16 protein-coding genes are annotated in these 20,812 nt (G+C 60.5%); 6 read left to right on the top strand and 10 right to left on the bottom strand.

What is annotated here, in order from left to right; all coding sequences use genetic code 11:
- Positions 1-140: 140 nt before the first annotated feature.
- Positions 141-830 carry an LrgB family protein gene (locus tag ACL2XF_RS18930; RefSeq protein ID WP_410012559.1) on the bottom strand — a complete coding sequence of 230 codons (690 nt, stop codon included), beginning with the start codon at positions 828-830 and terminating at the stop codon, positions 141-143.
- Positions 823-1,245: a CidA/LrgA family protein gene (locus ACL2XF_RS18935; RefSeq protein WP_410012560.1), complete on the bottom strand. Its 423-nt coding sequence runs from the start codon at positions 1,243-1,245 to the stop codon at positions 823-825. The genes ACL2XF_RS18930 and ACL2XF_RS18935 overlap by 8 nt, the downstream gene beginning before the upstream one ends.
- Before the next feature lie 103 nt (positions 1,246-1,348).
- Here ACL2XF_RS18935 and ACL2XF_RS18940 point away from each other — a divergent pair, with 103 nt between their 5' ends.
- Positions 1,349-2,251 carry a LysR family transcriptional regulator gene (locus ACL2XF_RS18940; RefSeq protein WP_410012561.1) on the top strand — a complete coding sequence of 301 codons (903 nt, stop codon included), beginning with the start codon at positions 1,349-1,351 and terminating at the stop codon, positions 2,249-2,251.
- Between the two features lie 75 nt (positions 2,252-2,326).
- Here the strand turns inward: ACL2XF_RS18940 and ACL2XF_RS18945 are convergent, their stop codons facing one another.
- The 3 genes from ACL2XF_RS18945 to ACL2XF_RS18955 form a co-directional block, all read right to left on the bottom strand.
- Positions 2,327-3,973: a Na+/H+ antiporter gene (locus tag ACL2XF_RS18945; RefSeq protein WP_413721880.1), complete on the bottom strand. Its 1,647-nt coding sequence runs from the start codon at positions 3,971-3,973 to the stop codon at positions 2,327-2,329.
- A 280-nt stretch (positions 3,974-4,253) separates the two neighbouring features.
- Complete coding sequence (locus ACL2XF_RS18950; RefSeq protein WP_410012563.1) at positions 4,254-5,621, bottom strand: NCS2 family permease; 1,368 nt, start codon at positions 5,619-5,621, stop codon at positions 4,254-4,256.
- A gap of 153 nt (positions 5,622-5,774) precedes the next feature.
- Positions 5,775-6,443, bottom strand: coding sequence for a glutathione S-transferase (locus ACL2XF_RS18955; RefSeq protein ID WP_413727350.1), 669 nt, complete (start codon positions 6,441-6,443; stop codon positions 5,775-5,777).
- Positions 6,444-6,635: 192 nt separating this feature from the next.
- On the opposite strand from ACL2XF_RS18955, the gene ACL2XF_RS18960 reads away from it, so the two are divergent.
- Positions 6,636-8,858, top strand: coding sequence for a TonB-dependent receptor (locus ACL2XF_RS18960; RefSeq protein ID WP_413721877.1), 2,223 nt, complete (start codon positions 6,636-6,638; stop codon positions 8,856-8,858).
- Between the two features lie 135 nt (positions 8,859-8,993).
- Here the strand turns inward: ACL2XF_RS18960 and ACL2XF_RS18965 are convergent, their stop codons facing one another.
- The 3 genes from ACL2XF_RS18965 to fhuD all read right to left on the bottom strand — a co-directional run bounded on the left by ACL2XF_RS18965 (position 8,994) and on the right by fhuD (position 14,424).
- On the bottom strand, positions 8,994-11,273 hold the full coding sequence (locus tag ACL2XF_RS18965; RefSeq protein WP_413727351.1) for a TonB-dependent receptor: 2,280 nt from the start codon (positions 11,271-11,273) through the stop codon (positions 8,994-8,996).
- A 284-nt stretch (positions 11,274-11,557) separates the two neighbouring features.
- Positions 11,558-13,531 (bottom strand): Fe(3+)-hydroxamate ABC transporter permease FhuB, encoded by a 1,974-nt coding sequence (gene fhuB / locus ACL2XF_RS18970; protein ID WP_413727352.1) that lies wholly within the window; start codon positions 13,529-13,531, stop codon positions 11,558-11,560.
- Positions 13,528-14,424, bottom strand: coding sequence for a Fe(3+)-hydroxamate ABC transporter substrate-binding protein FhuD (gene fhuD, locus ACL2XF_RS18975; protein ID WP_413727353.1), 897 nt, complete (start codon positions 14,422-14,424; stop codon positions 13,528-13,530). Before fhuD ends, fhuB begins: the two co-directional genes overlap by 4 nt.
- Positions 14,425-14,562: 138 nt before the next feature.
- Between fhuD and fhuF the strand changes: the two genes are divergently transcribed.
- Positions 14,563-15,309 (top strand): siderophore-iron reductase FhuF, encoded by a 747-nt coding sequence (fhuF, locus tag ACL2XF_RS18980; RefSeq protein WP_413727354.1) that lies wholly within the window; start codon positions 14,563-14,565, stop codon positions 15,307-15,309.
- A 136-nt stretch (positions 15,310-15,445) separates the two neighbouring features.
- Here fhuF and ACL2XF_RS18985 read toward each other — a convergent pair whose 3' ends face one another.
- Both ACL2XF_RS18985 and ACL2XF_RS18990 read right to left on the bottom strand, forming a co-directional pair.
- Positions 15,446-16,141 carry a creatininase family protein gene (locus tag ACL2XF_RS18985; protein WP_410012569.1) on the bottom strand — a complete coding sequence of 232 codons (696 nt, stop codon included), beginning with the start codon at positions 16,139-16,141 and terminating at the stop codon, positions 15,446-15,448.
- Complete coding sequence (locus ACL2XF_RS18990) at positions 16,138-17,124, bottom strand: GntR family transcriptional regulator (RefSeq protein ID WP_410012570.1); 987 nt, start codon at positions 17,122-17,124, stop codon at positions 16,138-16,140. The genes ACL2XF_RS18985 and ACL2XF_RS18990 overlap by 4 nt, the downstream gene beginning before the upstream one ends.
- A 248-nt stretch (positions 17,125-17,372) precedes the next feature.
- Between ACL2XF_RS18990 and ACL2XF_RS18995 the strand changes: the two genes are divergently transcribed.
- Genes ACL2XF_RS18995 through ACL2XF_RS19005 form a run of 3 tightly spaced genes read left to right on the top strand, consistent with a single transcriptional unit; the run spans position 17,373 to position 20,802 of the window.
- Entirely contained in the window at positions 17,373-18,968 is a 1,596-nt protein-coding gene (locus ACL2XF_RS18995; RefSeq protein ID WP_413727355.1) for an ABC transporter substrate-binding protein, read from the top strand.
- A 47-nt stretch (positions 18,969-19,015) separates the two neighbouring features.
- Positions 19,016-19,954, top strand: a complete 939-nt coding sequence (locus tag ACL2XF_RS19000; protein WP_410012572.1) for an ABC transporter permease — start codon at positions 19,016-19,018, stop codon at positions 19,952-19,954.
- Entirely contained in the window at positions 19,951-20,802 is an 852-nt protein-coding gene (locus ACL2XF_RS19005) for an ABC transporter permease (protein WP_410012573.1), read from the top strand. Before ACL2XF_RS19000 ends, ACL2XF_RS19005 begins: the two co-directional genes overlap by 4 nt.
- The last annotated feature ends 10 nt before the right edge of the window (positions 20,803-20,812 follow it).

The following is a 20,812-nucleotide window of genomic DNA, read 5'->3' on the forward strand; positions in this document are numbered from 1 at the left end:
CACGCACTGGGCGATAGAGGAATTGCCCGGCGCAGGCAAGCGGCCCGGCGGTCCGTGCGGACGGACCGTCTTTACCTGCGCGCGTCCGGCACCCGCGCCACGCAAGTCTTTTACCCATAAAACAACTTACTGATGCGGCTTTACCACATCACCCGCCCAATCAGCGGCGCCACCATCACCGTAAGCACTCCCGCCAGCATCATCACCAGGCTCGACACCACGCCCTCCTCCCGGCCAAGCTCATAGGCGCGCGCAGTGCCCGCGCCGTGGGATGACGCGCCGAGGCCGGCGCCTTTGGCCATCTTGCCCGTGACCGACAAACGCAAAAAAACAATATCGCCCATCGCCATGCCGAACACGCCGGTGATCACCACGAACAGCGCCACCAGATCCGGCTGGCCGCCCATCTGCCGGGCCGCCTCGAGCGCGAACGGCGTGGTGATGGAACGCACCGCCAGGCTGCGCTGGATAACCTCGGGCAACGCCAGCAGACGCGCCAGCCATACCGAGCTGATGACCGCCGTTAGGGTCGCGGCGATAACGCCGGCGCAAAGCGACAGCCAATGCTGGCGGATAATCGCCAGGTTTTCGTATACCGGCACCGCAAACGCGATGGTGGCAGGGCCCAACAGCCATAACAGCCAATGGGTTTCCACCAGATAGTGCTGATAGGACACATGGGTTACCGCCAGCAATGCCACCAGCACCGCCGGGGTAAAAATCAGCGGCATCAGCATCAGGTGGTGATGAAGGCGATAAAGGTGCTTATTAGCGAAATACAGCACCAAGGTCACTAATAAACAAGCCAGACCCAGGATCAGATCAATCATGTCGGGCCTTTTGGCGCGCCAGCCACAGCTCAAAACGATACACCCGGTCGACCACCAGGCCGGTAACCCCCAGCACCAGCACGGTGCTGATGGCAATCACCACAAAAATACGCCAGCCGTCCAGCATCAGCAATTGGGTATAATTAATCACCGCCACCACGGCGGGGACGAAAAACAGCAACATTTCCGCCAACAGCCAGCGCGCGCCGGCCGCCACCCACGCCACCGGCACGATACCGGATAAAATCAGCGCCAGCAGCATAAACATGCCCACCACATTGGCGGGCAGCGGCAGATGAAAACGCGCCACCAATTGCTGGGCTATCAGGAACAGGCCGATATACAACCCCACCTGGACCGGGAGTTGATATTGCAGCACGCGCGGCGGCAGGTTCAGGCGCCCTTGCGACAGCATGACAGCATCCTTTTTTGCCTCGAAGAAACGGCATTATAGGCGGACGGGTAAACTTGCTTAAAATGAATTAATATCATGGATATCATTACCCATTGGAATAGTCATGGATATCCGCACCCTGCGATATTTTGTCGAAGTGGTCAAACAGCAAAGCTTTACGCGCGCGGCGCAAAGCTTATTCGTTACCCAGCCCACCATCAGCAAAATGCTCAAACATCTGGAGGAGGAGCTGGACTGCACGTTGCTGATCCGCGAGGGACGCAGGCTGCGCCTGACCGACAGCGGGCAGGCGGTGTATCACCGCGGGCTGGGCATTCTGGATCAATTCCGCCAGCTGGAGACGGAGCTGGAGGATATCGGCTCGCTGAAAAAAGGCCGCCTGCGGCTGGGCATTCCCCCCATGGTCGGTACGCAGATGGCGGATCTGATCCGCGATTTCCGCCGCCAGTACCCCGGTATAGAATTGCAGATCGCCGAGTTTGGCGGTTTGACGGTACAGCAGGCGGTATTGTCCGGCGAGCTGGATGTGGCGCTGACCGCGCTGACGCCTGATACCGAAGCCGCCCTGGCCATATTGCCCCTGTTTGGCCACCCGTTATGCGCGGTGGTGCCGCGCGCAGCGCCGTGGCTCAGGCGCGACACGGTGCCTTTTGCCGAGTTGGGGAGCTGGCCGATATTAATCTATAACGAGGATTTTGCGCTTTACCGGCAGTTGATGACTGCCTTCCAGGCCGGGGGCATCACGGCGCAAATCGCGGTGCGCAGCGGGCAATGGGATTTTCTGGCGGCCATGGTGGAAGCGGGCATCGGCATCGCCATCCTGCCCGAGCCCATCTGCCGGCGGCTGGATAAAACCCGGCTGCTGTCGCTGCCGGTAGCGCCGTTGATGATGTGGCGGCTGGGGCTTATTTGGCGCCAGGACAGTTATCTATCCCATGGCGCCCAGGCCTGGATAACCGCCTGCCGCCAGCATTGGCCGCAGCCGAAACCCGCCGACGCGCGCTAAACGGCACGCCAGCGGATAGCCGCACGCGGCCATAAACGGACATCAGCGCGCTTCCCCGCCGGACGCCCCCGGGCATTATTCCCGCTCGATGAGCAGCGCCTCGAGCAAATCCAGATCGTGCAGCAGCTTCATCAGGGTTTCATTGCTGATTTTCTGCTGGGCGCGCAGATGATAATACTCGCCCCGTTCGGCGCGCAGCGCATTGAGCCGCATGCGCCGCTCCAGGTTTTCCGCCAGCAGCGCGTCGCCCTGGTCGCTTTTGCCGTCGACGCGCCGGCGCAGGTTGCCGACAACCCGCGCGCTAACCTCGTTAAGCAGCTGGGTGTCGATATTTTCTTCATTATCGTTGGCCAGCCGCTCCTGCATTTTACGCAGGCTTTCGATAGCCACCTCGGCGGCGGCGGCGCGCGCCATGCGCTCTTCCTTGCGGTTCAGCGCCTTATCCGATACCACGATGCCGCGCAGCAGCAGCGGCAGGGCGACCACCCCGCAGATCAGCGAAAACAGGATCACCCCGGCGGCGATAAACACCAGTTGATAGCGGGAAGGAAACGCGGCGCCGTCGCTCAGCAGCAGCGGGATCGACAGCACGCCGGCCAGGGTGATGGCGCCGCGTACCCCGGCAAAGGAGGCGATAAGGATTTCGCGCATGCTGTAGTCGCCAAACACCATCGGCCGTTTATGCAAAAACCGCTGGCTGAATTTTTTCATCAATAATAGCCAGACGAACCGCAGCAGCATCAGCGCCGCATAGATCACCACGATATCGGTAAACAGCATCCAGGTTTCGATGGTCGGATCCAGCTCGGCCTGGGTAATGGAGGTGGCCAGGATTTCCGGGAACTGCAGGCCCAGCAGGATAAACACCATGCCGTTAAACACAAACTCCAGCATCGCCCAGACGCTATTGGCGCGCAGGCGCATGGCCAGCGGCGCGTTGCGGATAATGCCGGACTGGCCGATGGTCATGCCGGAGGCCACCGCCGCCAGGATACCGGACACGCCGAGATGTTCGGCGATCAGGTAGGAGGCGAAGGGCAACAGCAGCAGCAATACCGTTTGGGTGGCGGGGTCGTCGCCGCTCCAGCGGTTGATCAGCCGCAACGACTTGCTATAGGCCCAGGTCACCGCCACGCCGGCCAGTAAACCGCCGGCCGCCACTTTCACGAACTCAAGCGTGGCGCCGCCCACGGTAAACACCATGGTGCCCATGGCCACGGCAATGGCGAACTTCAGCGAGACCAGGCCGGACGCATCGTTCATCAGCGCCTCGCCCTGCAGGATGTCCATCAGCTTCTTGGGGATGCGGCCTTCGCCGACGATGCCGGAAAGCGCCACGGCATCGGTGGGCGACAATACCGCCGCCAGCGCCAGCGCCGCCACCAGCGGAATGCCGGGCACCATCCAGTAAATCAGGTAACCGACTCCGACCACGGTAATCAGCACCAACACCAGGGCCAGCGCCACGATTTCGCCGCCGTGGCGTAAAAATTCCCGCGCCGGTGTTTTCCAGCCGTCGGCGAACAGCAGCGGCGGGATAAACAGCACCAGGAACAGCTCCGGGTTAAAATCCACGTGCAGGCCGAACTGCGGCCAGGCCAGCAGCGCGCCCAGCGCAATCTGCATTAACGGCAGGGGAATTTGAAACGGCAAAATACGCGTAATCACACCCGACAGGGATACAATCAAGGTGAGGATCAGAATTGTAAAAAAGATTTCCATGCTTACCTTAGTCTGTCCTTCTGGCAACGTTTACCGTCTGGCCCTGGAGCGGGGTCCTGGCCTGAAACGCGAGTTTTGATAGTAGATCATTTTGCCAAAAGTTAAAAACCTGTTATCGGCCATGGGCGGTTTTTTTTTATCCCCCGATCGGGTAGCGGCGCCGGGATAGCAATAAAAAACCGCGCCGGTTAAAGAAACCGGCGCGGCCTGGAAGCAAGATAAAGCTGCGCAAATAACCCGCGCGACGGCGGGTAGCCGCGTCATGCCGGCATTAAACCCCTCAGATAGCCCAGCCGCCGGCGTAAAACGTGACCAGCGCCACGGCGATAAGCACCGTGCCGACGTTAAGCCGGCGCCATTCCCCGGCAAAAACCCGGCCGATAACCAGCGATCCGAAGCCCAGCATGATACCGGTGACGATGTTGCAGGTCAGCACGATAAAGGTCGCGCACAGCAGTCCCGACATCGCGTCGACAAAATCGCTGAAATCCAGTTTGGCGACGTTGCTGAGCATCAGCAGGCCGACATACATCAGCGCGGGTGCTGTGGCGTACGCCGGCACCAGATAAGACAGCGGCGATAAAAACAGGATCACCAGGAACAGCAGGCCGACAATGGTCGCGGTCAGCCCGGTCTTGCCGCCGGCGGCGGTCCCGGCGGCGGATTCGATATAGACCGCGGCCGGGGACGCGCCCACCAGCGACGAAAAGATACTGCTCAGGGAATCCGCGGTCAGCGCGCGGCCGCCGTTGATAATCTGGCCATCCTTATCCAGCAGGTTGGCCTGCCCGGCCACCGCGCGAATGGTGCCGGTGGCGTCGAACACCGCCGTCATCACCAGCGCCAGCACGCTTGGCAATACCGCCGGCTGCAGCGCGCCCTTGATATCCAGGTTAAAAATCAGCGAATGCCCCTCGGCGTCGGACAGGGTCGGCAAGGCAAACAGCCCGCGATAGCTGACCTGGGGATCAAATATCAGGCCCAGCAGCGAGATGGCGATAATCACCAGCAAAATGCCGCCCGGCACCCGCAGCTTTTCCAGGCCAAAAATGGCCGCCAGCCCCGTCAGCGCCATCATGACCGGGAACGAGGCAAAATGACCCAAGGCCACCGGCAGGCCTTCGATGGGGTTCTTTACCACCAGGCCGACGCCGTTGGCGGCAATAATCAATAAAAACAGGCCGATGCCGATACCGGTGCCGTGGGCCACGCCCATAGGCAGGTTATGCAGGATCCAGGAGCGGATGCCGGTGGCGGAAATCAGGGTAAACGCCACCCCCATCAGGAATACCGCGCCCAACGCCACCGGCACGCTGATATGCTGGCCCAAGACCAGGCTGAACGCGGTAAAGGCGGTAAGGGAAATGGCGCAGCCGATCGCCATCGGCAGGTTGGCCCATAGCCCCATCAACAGCGAACCGAACGCCGCCACCAGGCAGGTGGCGACAAATACCGCCGCCGGCGGAAACCCGGCCTTGCCCAACATGCCGGGCACCACGATCACCGAATACACCATGGCCAGAAACGTGGTCAGGCCGGCTAATACTTCCTGGCGCAGAGTACTGCCGCGCGCGGAAATCTGGAACCAGGCATCAAGCGAGGAGCGCGGCCGGGCGTTGTCGCTGGCCGGTTGGATGGAACTGGACATAAAAAATCCCCTGGGATTATGTTGCTTCATCATCACTTACCGTCACGATTGCGATGATATAACCATGCGAGGGCGGGGATTATCCTGCCCCCGGCGGGGGGATTTCAACCGAAAGTTCCTTTAGCTGACACTTTATTGATTTGGCGGGGGTCCTCAGGCTATCCCGGGCGGCTGCTCGCGCTCTTTCGCCCGCTGGTAGGCCGGCCGCTGCCGCAGTTTATCAAGATAAGACCGCAGCGACGGGTACCCGTCAATGCCCACGCGCGTCGCCAGGCCCTCCAGCGGAAAGCTCATCTGGATATCCGCCGCGCTGAACCGGTCGCCGGCGAACCAGAGATACTGGCTGAGATGATTCTCCAGATACCGGCAATGGGTCAGCAACTGGGGATCGAGATATTTGCGCGATACCCCCTTGCCCACCGCCGCGCCGATGGGCCTTGCCAGCAGCGGTACCGGTGGTTTACCCAGCATGCCGAAAATCAGCTTCATCACCAGTAACGGCATTAACGACCCCTCGGCATAATGCAGCCAGTAGCGATACCGTACCCACTCCTCGCTGCCACTGTCCTGCGGCGCAAGCAGGAACGCGCCGTCGTAGCGATCCAGCACATAATCAATAATGGCGCCCGATTCCGCCAGGGTCAGCGCGCCGTCGGTAAGAATGGGTGATTTGCCCAGCGGATGGATTATTTTCAGCGTTTCAGGCGCCAGCATATGTTTATCCCGCTGGTAATAAAAAACGTCGTAGGGCAGATCAAGCTCTTCCAATAGCCACAGGATACGGTGTGATCTGGATTTATTCAGGTGATGAACGGATAGCATCGCGCGCTCCTTGAAGGGATTGCCTGTTATTACTGTAGACCACCCCTTGCGCCATCCGCTGTGATCGCCAGGTTTTTCGCAGGCAATTGCAAATGTAATTCTTACTAATTGTTGCAAATGAATTCCAATTATTGATAATTAGCCACCTAAGAATGAAACTCATTATCTTTATCATTAAGGGATGTTATGCGTATGTGTTCACTGGTAGGGCGGCGGTTTAGGGTTCGCCGTTCCCTGGCCCTAGTCCTCAGTTCCGTATTAAGTGGCCATGTCGCTGGGGCAACGCTGCTCCCCGCCGCCCCTACAGCGACCCCCGCCGCCACCGGTGCAAAGGACGACGTGATTACCGTGGTCGCCGCGCCGCAGGCGTTTAAACCCGGTGGTGACCAGCCGGTGCCGGCATACCTGGACGGACAAGTGGCCAATGGCGCTCGCTTGGGCATCCTGGGGGAACAGAGCGCGCTTGACGTGCCATTCAATGTAATAAGCTTTACCGCCAAGATGATTGAGGATCAGCAGGCGAAAACGCTGTCCGATGTCGTGCGCAACGATGCATCGGTACAGTTGGCCGGCGGCTACGGTAATATTGCCGAAAGCTATCGGATCCGGGGTTTCCAGGTCGACGGCCAGGATATTTCCCTGGGAGGGCTTTATGGTGTGATGCCGCGTCAGATTATTTCCACCCAGATGATAGATCGAGTCGAAATTTTCAAAGGTTCCAACGCCTTCCTCAACGGCGTACCGCCGGGAGGCAGCGGCGTCGGGGGCGCAATTAACCTGGAGCCGAAACACGCCGGCGACGACCCGCTGGTGCGTCTGGGAACGGACTACAGCACCAAATCACGCATCGGGACATCGGTGGATGCCGGGCGCCGCTTTGGCGATAACAACCAGTTTGGCGTACGCGCCAACGTCCTGCAGCGCGAAGGGGAAACGGCGGTGCACGACGCGAAAGAACGCACCACCCTGGCCTCGGTCGGCCTGGATTACCGCGGCGATCGTTTTCGCGCGTCGCTGGACGGGGGTTACCAGAAACAGACCGACCACGGCGGCCGGATGGGATTGAAGCTTGGGCCCAACATGACGGACCTGCCCGCCCTGCCGGATGCTTCCACCAATTACAGCCCGCAGTGGGCCTATTCCGATCTGAAGACCCAATTCGGCATGCTGCGCGGCGAATATGACATCACCGAGAACTGGACGTTTTATTCCGCCATCGGCGCCAGCCGTAACGATGAATTGGGCTCCTATACCGCTGCGACGGTGCTTAACAGCCAGGGCGACGCGAGCATAAGCCGTCTGTCAACCGGTTACAGCAGCGATAATTTCTCCGGCATGACCGGCATCCGCGGGACGTTTCATACCGGCGTGATCAAGCATAACGTGAACGTCGGCTATTCGGGTGTCAATACCCAAACCCGCGCCGGCTATACCCTATCGGGCTCGACATCGCGGACTAACATATACGATCCGGTGCAGGTTGATAATCCGCCGACGCTGTATTCCGCCAGTTCACTGCATCATCCGGTGACCCGCAGCCGCACCAATACCACCGGCGCGTCCGTATCCGATACGCTCTCGGCGCTGGACGATCGTGTACTGCTAACGCTTGGGGCGCGGCGCCAGGAAATTCGCATCCGCAATTACAGCTACACCGGCGTCGAAGACGGCGCCAGCGCCTTTGACGCGATGAAAATCACGCCCGCATATGGCTTGGTGGTCAAACCCTGGGAACATATTTCCCTTTACGCCAACCATATCGAAGCGCTGCAGCCGGGCAAGACCGCGCCTTCGAGAACGGCTAACGCCGGTTATGTTACCGGCACGGTGTTATCCAAACAGAATGAAATGGGGATTAAAGCCGATTTCGGCCGCGTCGCCGGTTCGGTGGCGTTGTTTGAAATTAAACGGCCCAACGGCTTTACCGATCCGACCAGCAATATTTACGGCCTGAACGGCGAACAAAAAAATCGCGGCATAGAGCTCAATGTGTTCGGCGAGCCGCTATACGGCGTGCGCCTGCTTGGCAGCGTCACCTGGATAGACAGCGAACTGTCCCGAACCCTTAATGGGGTCAATGATGGCAACGATGCCGTCGGCGTGCCGAAATACCAAGCGGTGCTGAACGGGGAATGGGATATCCCGGGCGTTGAAGGACTGACCGCCACCGGCACCGTAACTCACGCCGGCTCGCAATATATGAACGAGGCTAATACGGTAAAGCTTGATTCCTGGACCCGCCTGGACCTGGCCGCGCGCTACACCACCAGCCTTAAGGAGCATAACGTGGTCTGGCGCGCCGGTGTCGAAAACGTCACTAATGAAAATTACTGGTCATCGGTGGAAGAAACCGGCACCTATGTTTTCCAGGGCGACCCGCGTGAATTGAAGCTTTCCATGAGCGTCGACTTCTAATAGGTCGACCGCGTGCGGCCAACGCTGCACGCGTGACGCATCTAACGGCGGACATGTCGTCAAAGGCGGCGCAAATACCAGAAAAAAAACCGCAACGGCCGGGGCCGGTGCGGTTTTTTTATGCCCGGCGCGTTATCAGAAGTCGACCGTCATGGACACTTTCGCTTGGCGCGGGTCGCCCTGGGTCAGGTAACCGCCGGTGGCCGAAGCCCAATACTTCTCGTTGGTGACGTTTTCCACGCCGGCACGCCAGATAATATTGTTTTTCGGCAGGTTCATATTGTAGCGCAGGCCCAGGTCCAGGCGGTTCCAGCTATCCACCTTCAGGTTGTTGGCCGAATCGGCATACTGCGAGCCGGTATGAATCACCTTGCCGGTGGCGGTAATGCCGGTCAGGCCGGGAATATCCCATTCGCCGCCCAGCACCATCTGGTAGCGCGGGATACCGATGGCGTCATTGCCGTCGTAAGTGCCGTCCTGGGTCTTGGTCATTTCCGGGTCCATCCAGGCCATGCTGCCGTTTAAGCGCACGCCGTAGATCGGTTCGCCAAAGACGTTCAGCTCCAGGCCGCGGTTACGCACCTCGCCGCTGTTGTTGAACGAATAGCTGTCGGCGCCGTTGCGGGTATACACGCCGACCGGTTTCTTGATTTCAAACAGCGCCACCGAACCGGCGACGCGGCCATAGTCCGCCTTGATCCCCACTTCGTTTTGCTTGGAGGTCTGGATGCCGGCCACCTGCCCGCCGTTGGTTACCAGATCGCCGTTATAGGTCAGGCCCGCGCTATCACCGGCCTGCAACGCTTCGATATGGTTGGCGTACAGCGAAATATGATCCCAGGGTTTAACCACCAGGCCGAAGGCCGGGGTCACCTTGGTTTCATCGAACTGGCTGCTTTGCTCGCCGGTGTAGGCGTAATTGGCCACCACTACGTTTTGGCGCCGGGCGCCGGCGGTCAGCTGCACTTTGTCATCCAGTACCGACATGGTGTCGGCGATGGCGATACCGTTGTTGCGCACCCGGTTGAAGACGCCCGGATCGCCCATATGACCGCCGGTATAGAGGTTTTCCTCCGGCCTGTCGGAATAGTGCGGATCGTAGATATTATTGGTTATCGTCGCGCCTGACATGGTGTAGGCGGTGCTCACCTTACGGTTGAGGGTGGAGAAGCCGACATTGACGTTGTGTTTCACGAAGCCGGTATTGAATTTACCGCGAATCCCCGCCTGGCTGGCAAAACTGTCGGAAAAATACGGTACTGTCAGCCGGCTCATGGTGCCGTTGCCGTTATCATCGCTCAACGTCGGCGACGAGTAATCGCCGTTCTCATGATCGTGATTGGCGCCGACCGCGCCATAGAGGGTCCAGGAATCCGTCAGGTCATATTCTCCGCGCAGCATGCCGAACTCGTTTTCCGTATCGGTATAAGCCCATTTCTGGCTGTAGTTATTCGTCGCGGAAGGCGCGTCGGGAATCTTGGTGGCGTTGCCCAGGTAGACCACCGAACGGCCGCCATGTACCGTCTGTTTACTGGCGCCCAGATCAAGCGAGGTGCGAAAACGATCGCCCCGGTAATCCAGGCCGATGGAGGCCATGGTCAGGCGGCGTTTTTCATCATCAATGGCGCTGCCGCCTTCGCGGTGCGCCGCGTTGATGCGCACGCCGAACTGGTTGTTATCGCCATAACGACGGGCGATATCGACCCCGCCGCCCACCTGGGATTTAGAAGTATAATCCAGGGAAACGCGGTTAAGCGGTTCATCGCCGGCGCGTTTGGGCTCGACGTTTACCGTACCGCCGACCCCGGTGCCTCCGGGCGGCACGCCGTTGAGAAATGCGCTGGATCCCTTCAGTAATTCGATACGTTCGGCAAACTCGGTGGGCAATATCTGGCGCGGCAATATGCCGTACAAACCGCCGTAGGAGATATCGTCGCCATTAAGGGTAAATCCCCGCACCACGAAGTTTTCCGCATAGTTGCCGTACCCGTAGCCGCTTTGCACCGAGGCATCGTTATTCAGCACATCCGCCAGCGTGCGCGCCTGCTGATCCTGGATAAGCTTCGACGTGAACCCGACGACGCTGAAGGGCACTTTACTGGCATCCTGCTGCCCCAAAAATCCCACCCGGCCGCCGTTGGCGATCTGACCATCCATATACGCCGGCACCAGCTGATCGCCGCCCGGACGGAAGTTGTTCTCCGGCGCGGCCACCACGGTAATGGTATCACCCTTGCCCGCGGCCGTATTGGCGGCAGGCGTGGCGGCGGTAGACGCGGCGGCGTTAGCAGCGCTGGATGCGGCGGCGGCGTTGGCGGGTAACGCCATCGCGCCGCAGCACGCGCCGATAACCACTGCCAGTAGACGTGGAGAGGACGTGATTCGCCCTACGGGAGAAAAATCGGCAGTACGCATGTGCAGAAAACCCTTGCTGAATAATAATGAGAATGATTCTTATGAGAGTTCAGGATTATGCAAGAGGATGCATTATTTGCAAGACAATATTTTAGATATTAGTAATTCTTTTGTCTTAAATTAACAAATCTCACGCGCCGACGGGTATTTGCCCGGTATTCCCCTGTAACCCGCGGGGGAATGGTGAGCTGTGAACCGATCCGAGGCCAGGCGCACCGGTCTGTTAACCGGTCCGCCGGCGCGGTGTGTAAATAGATTAGCGCGCCTGATGCCAGGGTAATACATCAGCCGGCCTGCCGGCGCAGTAAATAGATAAAATAGGGCGCGCCAAAGAAGGTGGCCAATAGCCCGGCGGGAATTTGATAAGGGAAAATAATAAATCGGCCGCACCAATCGGCGATCATCATCAGCACGCCGCCCAGCAGGCAGGCCGCCAGCATCTGTGGCATGGGACGGCGAAATCCGGTCAGCCGGGCCATATGCGGCGCCATCAGGCCGATAAAACTGAGCGGGCCAACGTTCAGGGTGGCGGTGGCAATCAACCCGGCGGCCAGCAATAGAATGGCCATACGCGCCGGTTTTAACGCCACGCCTGCCGCGCGCGCGGTGGCGCCGCCCAGCGGCAGCAGGTCCAGCCAGCGGCGCAACAGGGGCGCCGCCGCCAGCAGTACCACGGCGATAACGGCGGTGCGTATGGCCTGGGCGCCGCTGACCTTGTAGGTGGAGCCGGATAGCCAGGTCAGCACCGATGACATGCGCGGATCGCCGCTGACCAGCAGCAGGGTAAGCAAGGTGGTGAACAGCGTGCTCAGCGCTATGCCCACCAGCAGCAAACGCCCGCTGGAAAACCCGCCGCGCTGCGAGAGCACTATAATCAGCAGCAGCGTCAGGGCCGCCCCCAGGCTACCGGCCGGCAGCAGCCAGGCAAACGCGTCGTCCGGCACCAGCAGCAACAGCAGCACCACGCCAAAGGCCGCGCCGGAACTGATGCCCAGCACTTCCGGGCTGGCCATCGGATTGCCGGTCATTTTCTGAATCAGGGTGCCCGCCGCCGCCAGCATCGCGCCGGCCGCGCCGGCCGCCAGCACGCGCGGCCAGCGCCAGCGCCACATCTCCTGTAGCGACCAATACCAGCCGTAATTATCGCGTCCCAGCGTCAGCGCCACGACGGCGACCAGTATCAGCAGCGCAACCCCTGCCAGTACGGCCGGCGGCGTCATCCGCCGCTCCGGCCTGAGCGTCTGGGCGTTATCCGCGGCCATGGCGCGGGTCTCCCTGAGCCTGGGCAACAGCCATAGCAGCAGGGGGGCGCCGATCAGGGCGGTGGCGGCGCCGGTGGGGATTTCCCGCCACAGCCGGGCCAGCAGGATCATCAGCTGATCGCTGAGCAGCAGCAGCAGCGCGCCCAGCAGGCAGGAAAACCCTAAACGGGGCAGCAGGCGCCTGGCCCCGAGCATCCGCGCCAGCAGCGGCGCGAACAGGCCGATAAAACCAATAATGCCGGCGGCGTTGACCAGAAAGGCGCTTAATACGATCGCCACGCCGATGCCGCCGACGCGCGCGGCGATAAGGCCCAGGCCCAGGTTGCGCGCCACGCCGTCATCCAATCCCATCAGCATCAGCGGTCGCAGCATCAGCAATATCAGCAGCAGGCCGACGGCCAGCCGGGGCAGCAGGAACTGTACCCTGCTCCAATCCTGCTGGTTGAGCATGCCGCTGCTCCAGAGAAAAAGGGTTTGCAGCCGCTCATAGTTAAGCAGCGCCAGCAGGCTTTTGGCCGCCCCGCAGTAAAGCCCCAGGACCAATCCCGCCAGAATCAGGGTGACCGGCGACAACCGGCGCCCCCAGGAAACGCCGAACACCAGGCCGCCCACCGCCAGCGCGCCGGCTATCGTCGCCAGTTGGCGGGTCGCCTCGTCGCCCGGCAACGCCAGGAGGGTCGCCACCGTGAGCCCCAGTTGCGCGCCCGCCGACACCCCGAGCGTGGTGGGTTCGGCCAGCGGATTGCGCAGTATTTGCTGGAACACCACCCCCACCAGCCCCAGCCCGGCGCCCACCAGCAGCGAGAGCGCGGTGCGCGGCAGCAGGCTGTAGTGAAACAGCATTTGATCAATACTGCCGGTATCGGGATGGCACGCCGCCCGCCACCATAAACCGGGCGCGAGCTGAAGGGTTAAATTAAATACCGCAAGCGACAGCGCGGCAAGCGACAACGCCAGGACCAATGCGGCGGATAAGCGCGGAACGCGTTTACTCATGCCCGTGGCTCCATCGCCTGCCCGAGCATCCGGCAAAAGCGCATGGCGGCAAGGGTGGCGCCGAAAAACCACACCGCGGGCAGCACCCGCAGCTGTTTTTCCCGGACAAAAGGCAGCGTTTGCCAAAGCGTGGAACCGGCCACTTCCGCCAGGGGATCCTGGGCGCCGCGATGAAAACACAGCGCCCTGACGCCCCGGAACTGCGCCAGCCGCTCAAGGCCCACCGTTGCGCTGCCCCAAACATTTTCCTCGCCGTCCCAGGCGTTCGCCACCCCCACCCGATCCAGCACATCCTGGAGCAGGCTGTTTTTGCCGATAACCATGATGCGGCGGCTGTCGATAAAGGAAAACAGCAAGACGGGGGGAAGCGGAAGGGATCCAGACGCCAGCCGCTGCCGGGTCTGGTCCAGTTGCCGGTCAAGATCGGCCATATGCCGTTGCGCCCGATCCGGCATCCCCAGGCGCCCGGCCAGGGCGACGATATCCTGGCGGGCCACGGCCAAAGGCCTATCGCCTTGCCGGCTAAAACGGAAGGTCATGGTGGGCGCAATGGACGCGACGCTTGCAGGCGCCGGGCCAAAGCCCTCCGATAGCAGGATCAGCGAAGGCGCCAGGCGCTGCATCGCCTCCATATTCGGTTCGTTGCGCAACCCCACGTCCAGCACCGACGGCGGCAGCGCCGGCTCCGCCACCCAGCTGCGGTAATTCGGCGCGTCGGCAATGGCCATCGGCGTCACGCCAAGGGCCAGCAGCAGCTCCGCCGGGCGCCATTCCAGCGCGATAATACGTGCCGCATCGGGTATGGGCGCGGCGGCGGCGCGGCGGGAAAACCACCAGGGCAACACGGCCATCGCCTGTAAAAGACGTCGGCGATAGGCATCATGAGTCTGCATAAATTTTAAATATTAATAGTTATCATTCTGATTTTGATCGCCTATTATGCGCATTCGGAGAGAGACCGCAAGCCGCCCGCCTGCCGGAAGCTCTTTGCCTTGTCCTTAATCAATAGTCCCGATCGATACAGGAAGCGTATGAAGCCTGACGCAGCAGCACCCACCCCCGGATGCGCCATTGATATCAACGGCAGTTTTCTCTTCTCCGTTCCCAGCGGCGGAACGGGCTATTCGGCGGCGGATTTATGCGCGCCGGAAACGGCGCTGGCGCTACTGGAGCCGTTCCTGCGGCTGAACGAAGGGGGTGACCGGGCGGCGGTGATCTCCATGTGGTCGCAGTGGTATTTTGCCCTGCTGCTGGCGCCCTGGACAAGGATCGCGCTGCTGCATGACTGGCGGCTGCCGGCGGATCCGCGCGCGATTCAGTTTACCCAGGGAGCGCAATCCGCCGTGCCGGAAAAATTTATCCTGGCCGATCGCGGCGCAAAAATCGCCGGCGGCGTCGCCATCCCCGCCCTGTTCGGGCAGCTGCTGGAGACGCATGTGCTGCCGGTTTGCCGGACCTTCGGCCAGTTGGCCGGCATCAGGCCGGGCCTGTTCTGGAACAACGCCGCCATCCGCGTCGCCCACGGCATCGATATGGCCGCGGAACAAGGCGCCGATACCGGGGAAGCCAGGGCGTTTCTCGCCACCAAAATCCTGGCGGACGGCGCGCCCAACCGGCTGTATCAGCCGGTACGGGTGGTGGAGCACGACGCCGGCCCGAAAATCATCCGCCGGCTGTGCTGCCTGCGCTATAAGCTCAGCGGCCTGGAATATTGCCCGAGCTGCCCGCTGTTGGTGGCGCAAGAGCGTAAATGCCGGCATCGGGAACAGCAGGGCTAAGCGTTCGCCACTGCGGGCATGACGCCGGGCAAGACGTATTTCTCCGCGCCCCAGGCCTCGCACCGGCGGCCGCTCGCGCCGCGGGTACTCCCGCCGCATAAACGGCTCCCCGCACGGTGCCTTGCCCGGGCGGCGATCAGAGCAGTTCCATCACGCGCCGGGTTTCTTCGACACCCACCTGCCAGAGGGCCAGCATCTCCTCGTCGGCGCGCTGATAATACCCGCCGTAGTTGCCGTCGCCCAGCATCGCGCGGGCCTTGGCCGGATTGAGCTTGCGAAAGCCGACCAGATCGAGCATCGGTTTTTGCCGGTCCGGCTGGGCGACGCCCGCCAGCCGGGTCCAGGGGAAATTTTCCATCCATGAGGCATGCGAGGCCACCGGATCGGTTTGCTGTACCTTTGCCCAGGTGAGCGGCGCGCACCACCAGTTATGCAGCTGTACCATCACCTCGGGATTGGCCACCATCCATTCGCTGATAATATGCTGCGCCGGCATATTACCGCCGTGGCCGTTAACCAGCAGAACGCGCTTAAAGCCCTGCCGTTTCAGATTATCGAGAATATCGTACAGCAGCCGGAGGTAAGTGCCGACCCGCAGGCTGATGGTGCCGGGAAAATCGCTGAACGCCGGCGTCATGCCGAACGGCATTACCGGGAATACCGGTATGCCCAGCGGCTCGGCCGCCTCGACGGCGACCTTTTCGGCCAGGATGGAATCCACCGACAGGCTGAGAAACGCATGCTGCTCCGTACTGCCCAGCGGCACCACCACCCGATCGTCCCGGCCCAGGTATTCTTCCAGCTGCTGCCAATTCATTTCACTGATTTTCATGATATTTCCTTCAATCCTGTCACGGAGGGCACATCCGGCGTCAGCAGCGGCATCACCACACGCCTGATATCGCCGCTGTCAGGAATATGCCGGTATTCAAACGCCTGTTGGCCAGGAGATAAGGCGTCCTGTAACGCCTCGGCGCCGGTGGCGTAGACCAGCACATCGGCATGCGCCAGATAGCGGTTCAGTTCAGGGTCGTCCCGATGCACCACGGTAATGGACTGCACATGCGGGGCGAAGCGCTGCACCCCGGTTTTCATCAGCGCGGTAAACTCCGGGAAGATCGACACCACCAGCACCCTGGCAAGGGGATCAAGCGACGCCAGCGCCCGCCGGGTCTGCTCGGAGGGGATAAAGCTGATATTAATAACCCGCATACCGGGCAGCAGGCTCATCACCTCGCGCCGGCGGTGGGCAAAGGTCAGGATCAGATCGGCGCTGTGCGCCTGCTCGCGCGCGCGGTTATCGGCGGTCAGTATCGACAGCGTCGTCGCATCCAGCTGCGCGCCGTCGCCCAGGGTGCCGGCGATAATCTGCGCATAATCGCGGGCGGACTCGATAAAATTACCCACCACCAGCACCGTTTTGGTCCTGGCGCGCCGCTGGCGGTGATGGAACCGGTTGGTGACCAGGGCGGCGAGGTCGGCCGCCGATAAAGACAGGTCCTGCGCCCGATCGATCAGGGCGTCGATGTGCTGATGCAGATCGGTCAACCGCTTGTCGCTGTGGCGCAGGACCTGGGCGGCGTCGGCGATAAAGGTACCGGAGCCGGGCTTGCTGTAGATCAGTTCAGCCTGTTTCAACTCGCGATAAACCTGCGCCACGGTCATCGGCGCCACGCCGACCCGCTCGGCCATGTCGCGCACCGAGGGCAATTTATCCCCCGGCTTCAGCGCGCCGAAGGTGATGGCATACTCCACCAGCCCCCGCAACTGCATCCCCAACGGGAGCGACAATGTTCTATCAAGTTGGAAGTCCACAAACCGCCCATTAATGCGTGCTAATTTACTAATACACTATCGTTATAAGCTTAGCTAACGCAAGCACAGCGGGCATATTTTCCTATTCAACGGGCTATAGCATTTTCCTATGACAAAATAATGCCTTTTTTACTGCCTTTTATTGACATTAAACGATCATTGCTTCAAATATCGTACTACTGCATTAGAACAGTGACGCGGGATTTTCCGGCGGGGATCATTTTCCAAGCGATAAGGGGATGGGCACAATGAAGGTTATGCATCGGATAACGTTAATCGCCTTGCTGACGGCGGGCGCGCTACCACTGGCCCACGCCTGGGCGGCGGATACCGTGCAGCGCGGCGGCACGCTGGTCTATGGCCGCTATAGCGATAGTTCGTTCCTGGAACCGGTATTGAATGAAAACAATACCGATATCTGGATCCTGTCGAATCTGTATGACACGCTCCTGTTTCCCACCGCCGACGGCAAAGGCATCGAACCGGGCCTGGCGGACAAATGGAATATCGCCGCCGACGGCAAAAGCGTCAGCCTGACCCTGCGCGATAATATCAAGTTCTCCGATGGATCGCCGATTACCGCAGAAGATGTTAAATGGTCGCTGGAACGCGCCAGCAAGCCCGGCAACGGGGTATGGCAATTTATGGTCGATTCCATCGCCAGCGTCTCCATTGACGGCGCCAACGCCATTACCCTGCATCTGAAACACCCGGACCCGGCCATCCTCAGCGCCCTGACGGCGTTTAATACCTCCATCATGCCGAAAAAGCAGTTCGAGGCGACGCCGGGCGCCACCGACCAGCAAAAAGCGGAAGCTTTCGCCGAGCATCCGGTGGGGTCCGGCCCCTATGTGCTGAAATCCTGGCAGCATAACGCCACCATGACCCTGGTGCGCAACCCGTATTACTGGCGCAACGGCGCCGACGGCAAGCCGCTGCCCTATCTCGACGGCATTACCTTCGAGATCGTCCCGGACGACGCCACGCGCATCCTGAAGTTACAGTCGGGCGAGCTGGACGCCACCGAGTTTATCCCGTATTCGCGCGTCAACGAATTGAAGGCCAATCCGGCCATTGATATGAAACTGTTTCCCTCCACCCGGGTGGAATACGTCAGCCTGAACGTGCGCCCGCAGTACCAGGGCGCGGCCAATCCGCTGGCCAATGAAAAGGTGCGCCAGGCGCTGAACTACGCCACCGAAAAGCAAGGCATTATCCAACTGGTGACCTATGGCATCGGCACGCCGATGACGTCTTATATTTCCAGCGGCACGCCGGGGCACGTAGGCGACAAACCGCTCTATCCGGTGGATACGGCCAAGGCCAAACAGCTGCTGGATCAGGCCGGTTTCGCCAGCGGTTTCAGCGCCAATATCATGGTGCTGGCCGGCAATGAGGACGAAATCAGCATCGCCACCGCCCTGCAGCAAATGTGGGCGCAGGTGGGCGTTAAACTCACCATCACCCAGGTGGACCACGCCACGGAAACCGACCGCTATCGCAAGGGCGATTTCGGCATGCGCTTATCCACCTGGACCGATGATATTGCCGATCCCAATGAAATCACCTCTTACTTCGCTTATTCGAAAAATATCCAGGCGGTGCATTCGGGCTGGAAAAACGATCGGGTAGACCAGCTGTTTGAGCAATCTCAGCAGGAAATCGATCCGCAAAAACGCGCGGCCGATTATCAACAGATCCAGGCGATCTTTAACGCCCAGGGGCCGATCGTGCCGCTGTATGAAAGCCCTTATCCGGTGGCGTTGAATAAGACGGTGCACGGCTTTGTGCAGATTCCGCTGGGCAATAACCTGTTTGCCGAAACCTACCTGACGCGCAAATAACGTCGACGCAGGTTAACGGCCGGAACCTGGAACAGGAGAAGAGAGGGGTGTCAGAGTTTGCCTATATCGTTAAACGTATTTTGCTGATTATCCCCACGTTGCTGGTGATCCTGGTGGTGACTTTCGCCATTGTACGGCTGCTGCCGGGCGATCCCGCCAGCGCCATGATTGGCGATCGCAGCACCGAGGCCGACGTGGCGAGGATCAACGCACAGCTGGGACTGGACAAACCGCTGCCGGTGCAATTTTTCTTTTTTGCCCGCCAGGTGCTGACCGGCAACCTGGGCGACTCCTATGTGCTGCACAGCCCGGTGACCAGGGTGATTGCCGAGCGCCTGCCGGTCAGCCTGATGCTGACCGCCATGGCCGGCCTGTTCGCGCTGCTGATGGCGATTCCGCTGGCCTTTGTCTCGGCGCTTAAGCGCAATAGCGCCGCCGATATGACTATCCGCGGTTCTTTCCAGGTGACGCTGTCCATGCCGTCGTTTTATATCGGTCTGGTGTTGCTGACGGTGTTTTCCGCCCATCTGCACTGGTTTCCGGTGGGCGGCTACGGCGCCACTTTCACGGATAAGCTGTACCATCTGTTCCTGCCGTCGATGACCCTGGCCCTGAGCCTGGCGGCAGTGCTTATCAATAACCTGCGCACGTCTATTATCGCGGTGCTGGACGCGGAATACATTACCTTTGCCCGCGCCAAGGGGCTGAAAAACCGGGTGATTATGCTGCGCCATGTGATGCGTAATTCGCTTATCCCCACCGTCAGTCTGTTTGCCCTTAATATCGGCACCATTATCGGCAGCGCGGTGATCACCGAAACGGTGTTTGCCGTGCCCGGCATCTGCCGCCTGATGGTCGACAGCATCTTCAGCCGCGACTACCCCATGGTCCAGGGACTGGTCATCGTGCTGTCGGTAATGGTGTCGCTTATTTTCCTGGTGACCGATATCGTCCAGGTCATGATCGACCCGAGGAGAGCGCGATGACGGTCCATCCGGCGCCATCAATGCCGGCCCGTACCTGGCGGCGGCATATCCCCTGGCCACTGCTGAGCACGGCCATCATCCTGCTGTTCAGCCTGGCCGCCGGTTTTTTCCCGCAGTTGATCGCCCCCTACGATCCGCTGGCGTTCGATTACCGCGCCATCCTGAAACCGCCCGGCCCGCATCACCTGTTCGGCACCGATAATTTTGGCCGCGATATTTTTTCACGTGTTATCTACGCCTATCGGGTGGATTTGCAAATCGCCCTGTTTACCACGCTGTTCCCCATGGTTTTCGGCACGCTGGTCGGGCTATTGGTGGGTTTTTACGGCGGCTGGGCGGAAACGCTGTTCCAGCGGGTGGTGGACGCGGTGATCACGTTCCCGCTGCTGGTGCTGGTGATAGCCATCGTGGCAATCCTCGGCCCGGGCCTGGGCAGCATGTATGTGGCGGTCGGCATTATCTATTGGGTGTTCTATGCCCGGCTGATCGCCGGTGAAGTCAGTATCCAGAAACGCCTGGACTATATTGCCGCCGGCCAGGTGATGGGGTATAGCCGGCCGCGCATTATTTTCCGACATTTGTTGCCCAACGTCATGACCACCACCCTGGTGTACTGGATGACCGATATGGCGCTGGCTATTTTGCTCGGCTCCAGCCTGGGCTATCTCGGCCTGGGGGCGCAGCCGCCCACCGCGGAGTGGGGAGTATTAATCGCCGCCGGCAAGAATTTTATGGATACCGCCTGGTGGATCACTATTTTCCCCGGCCTGGCCATCGTGCTTACCGGACTGGGATTCAGCCTGCTGGGCGATGTGCTGGCCGAACGGCTCCGGCCCGGACACCGCTGATGAGGGAGGT

The sequence above is a fragment of the Sodalis sp. RH19 genome, from assembly GCF_047324215.1.
In the GTDB taxonomy this organism is placed as follows: Bacteria; Pseudomonadota; Gammaproteobacteria; order Enterobacterales; family Enterobacteriaceae; genus Acerihabitans.

What these genes read in the sequence shown, in the direction of transcription:
- ACL2XF_RS18930 (WP_410012559.1), bottom strand. Translation starts at nt 830, where the DNA reads ATGATTGATCTGATCCTGGGTCTGGCTTGTTTATTAGTGACCTTGGTG.
- ACL2XF_RS18935 (WP_410012560.1), bottom strand. Translation starts at nt 1,245, where the DNA reads ATGCTGTCGCAAGGGCGCCTGAACCTGCCGCCGCGCGTGCTGCAATAT.
- ACL2XF_RS18940 (WP_410012561.1), top strand. Translation starts at nt 1,349, where the DNA reads ATGGATATCCGCACCCTGCGATATTTTGTCGAAGTGGTCAAACAGCAA.
- ACL2XF_RS18945 (WP_413721880.1), bottom strand. Translation starts at nt 3,973, where the DNA reads ATGGAAATCTTTTTTACAATTCTGATCCTCACCTTGATTGTATCCCTG.
- ACL2XF_RS18950 (WP_410012563.1), bottom strand. Translation starts at nt 5,621, where the DNA reads ATGTCCAGTTCCATCCAACCGGCCAGCGACAACGCCCGGCCGCGCTCC.
- ACL2XF_RS18955 (WP_413727350.1), bottom strand. Translation starts at nt 6,443, where the DNA reads ATGCTATCCGTTCATCACCTGAATAAATCCAGATCACACCGTATCCTG.
- ACL2XF_RS18960 (WP_413721877.1), top strand. Translation starts at nt 6,636, where the DNA reads ATGTGTTCACTGGTAGGGCGGCGGTTTAGGGTTCGCCGTTCCCTGGCC.
- ACL2XF_RS18965 (WP_413727351.1), bottom strand. Translation starts at nt 11,273, where the DNA reads ATGCGTACTGCCGATTTTTCTCCCGTAGGGCGAATCACGTCCTCTCCA.
- fhuB (WP_413727352.1), bottom strand. Translation starts at nt 13,531, where the DNA reads ATGAGTAAACGCGTTCCGCGCTTATCCGCCGCATTGGTCCTGGCGTTG.
- fhuD (WP_413727353.1), bottom strand. Translation starts at nt 14,424, where the DNA reads ATGCAGACTCATGATGCCTATCGCCGACGTCTTTTACAGGCGATGGCC.
- fhuF (WP_413727354.1), top strand. Translation starts at nt 14,563, where the DNA reads ATGAAGCCTGACGCAGCAGCACCCACCCCCGGATGCGCCATTGATATC.
- ACL2XF_RS18985 (WP_410012569.1), bottom strand. Translation starts at nt 16,141, where the DNA reads ATGAAAATCAGTGAAATGAATTGGCAGCAGCTGGAAGAATACCTGGGC.
- ACL2XF_RS18995 (WP_413727355.1), top strand. Translation starts at nt 17,373, where the DNA reads ATGAAGGTTATGCATCGGATAACGTTAATCGCCTTGCTGACGGCGGGC.
- ACL2XF_RS19005 (WP_410012573.1), top strand. Translation starts at nt 19,951, where the DNA reads ATGACGGTCCATCCGGCGCCATCAATGCCGGCCCGTACCTGGCGGCGG.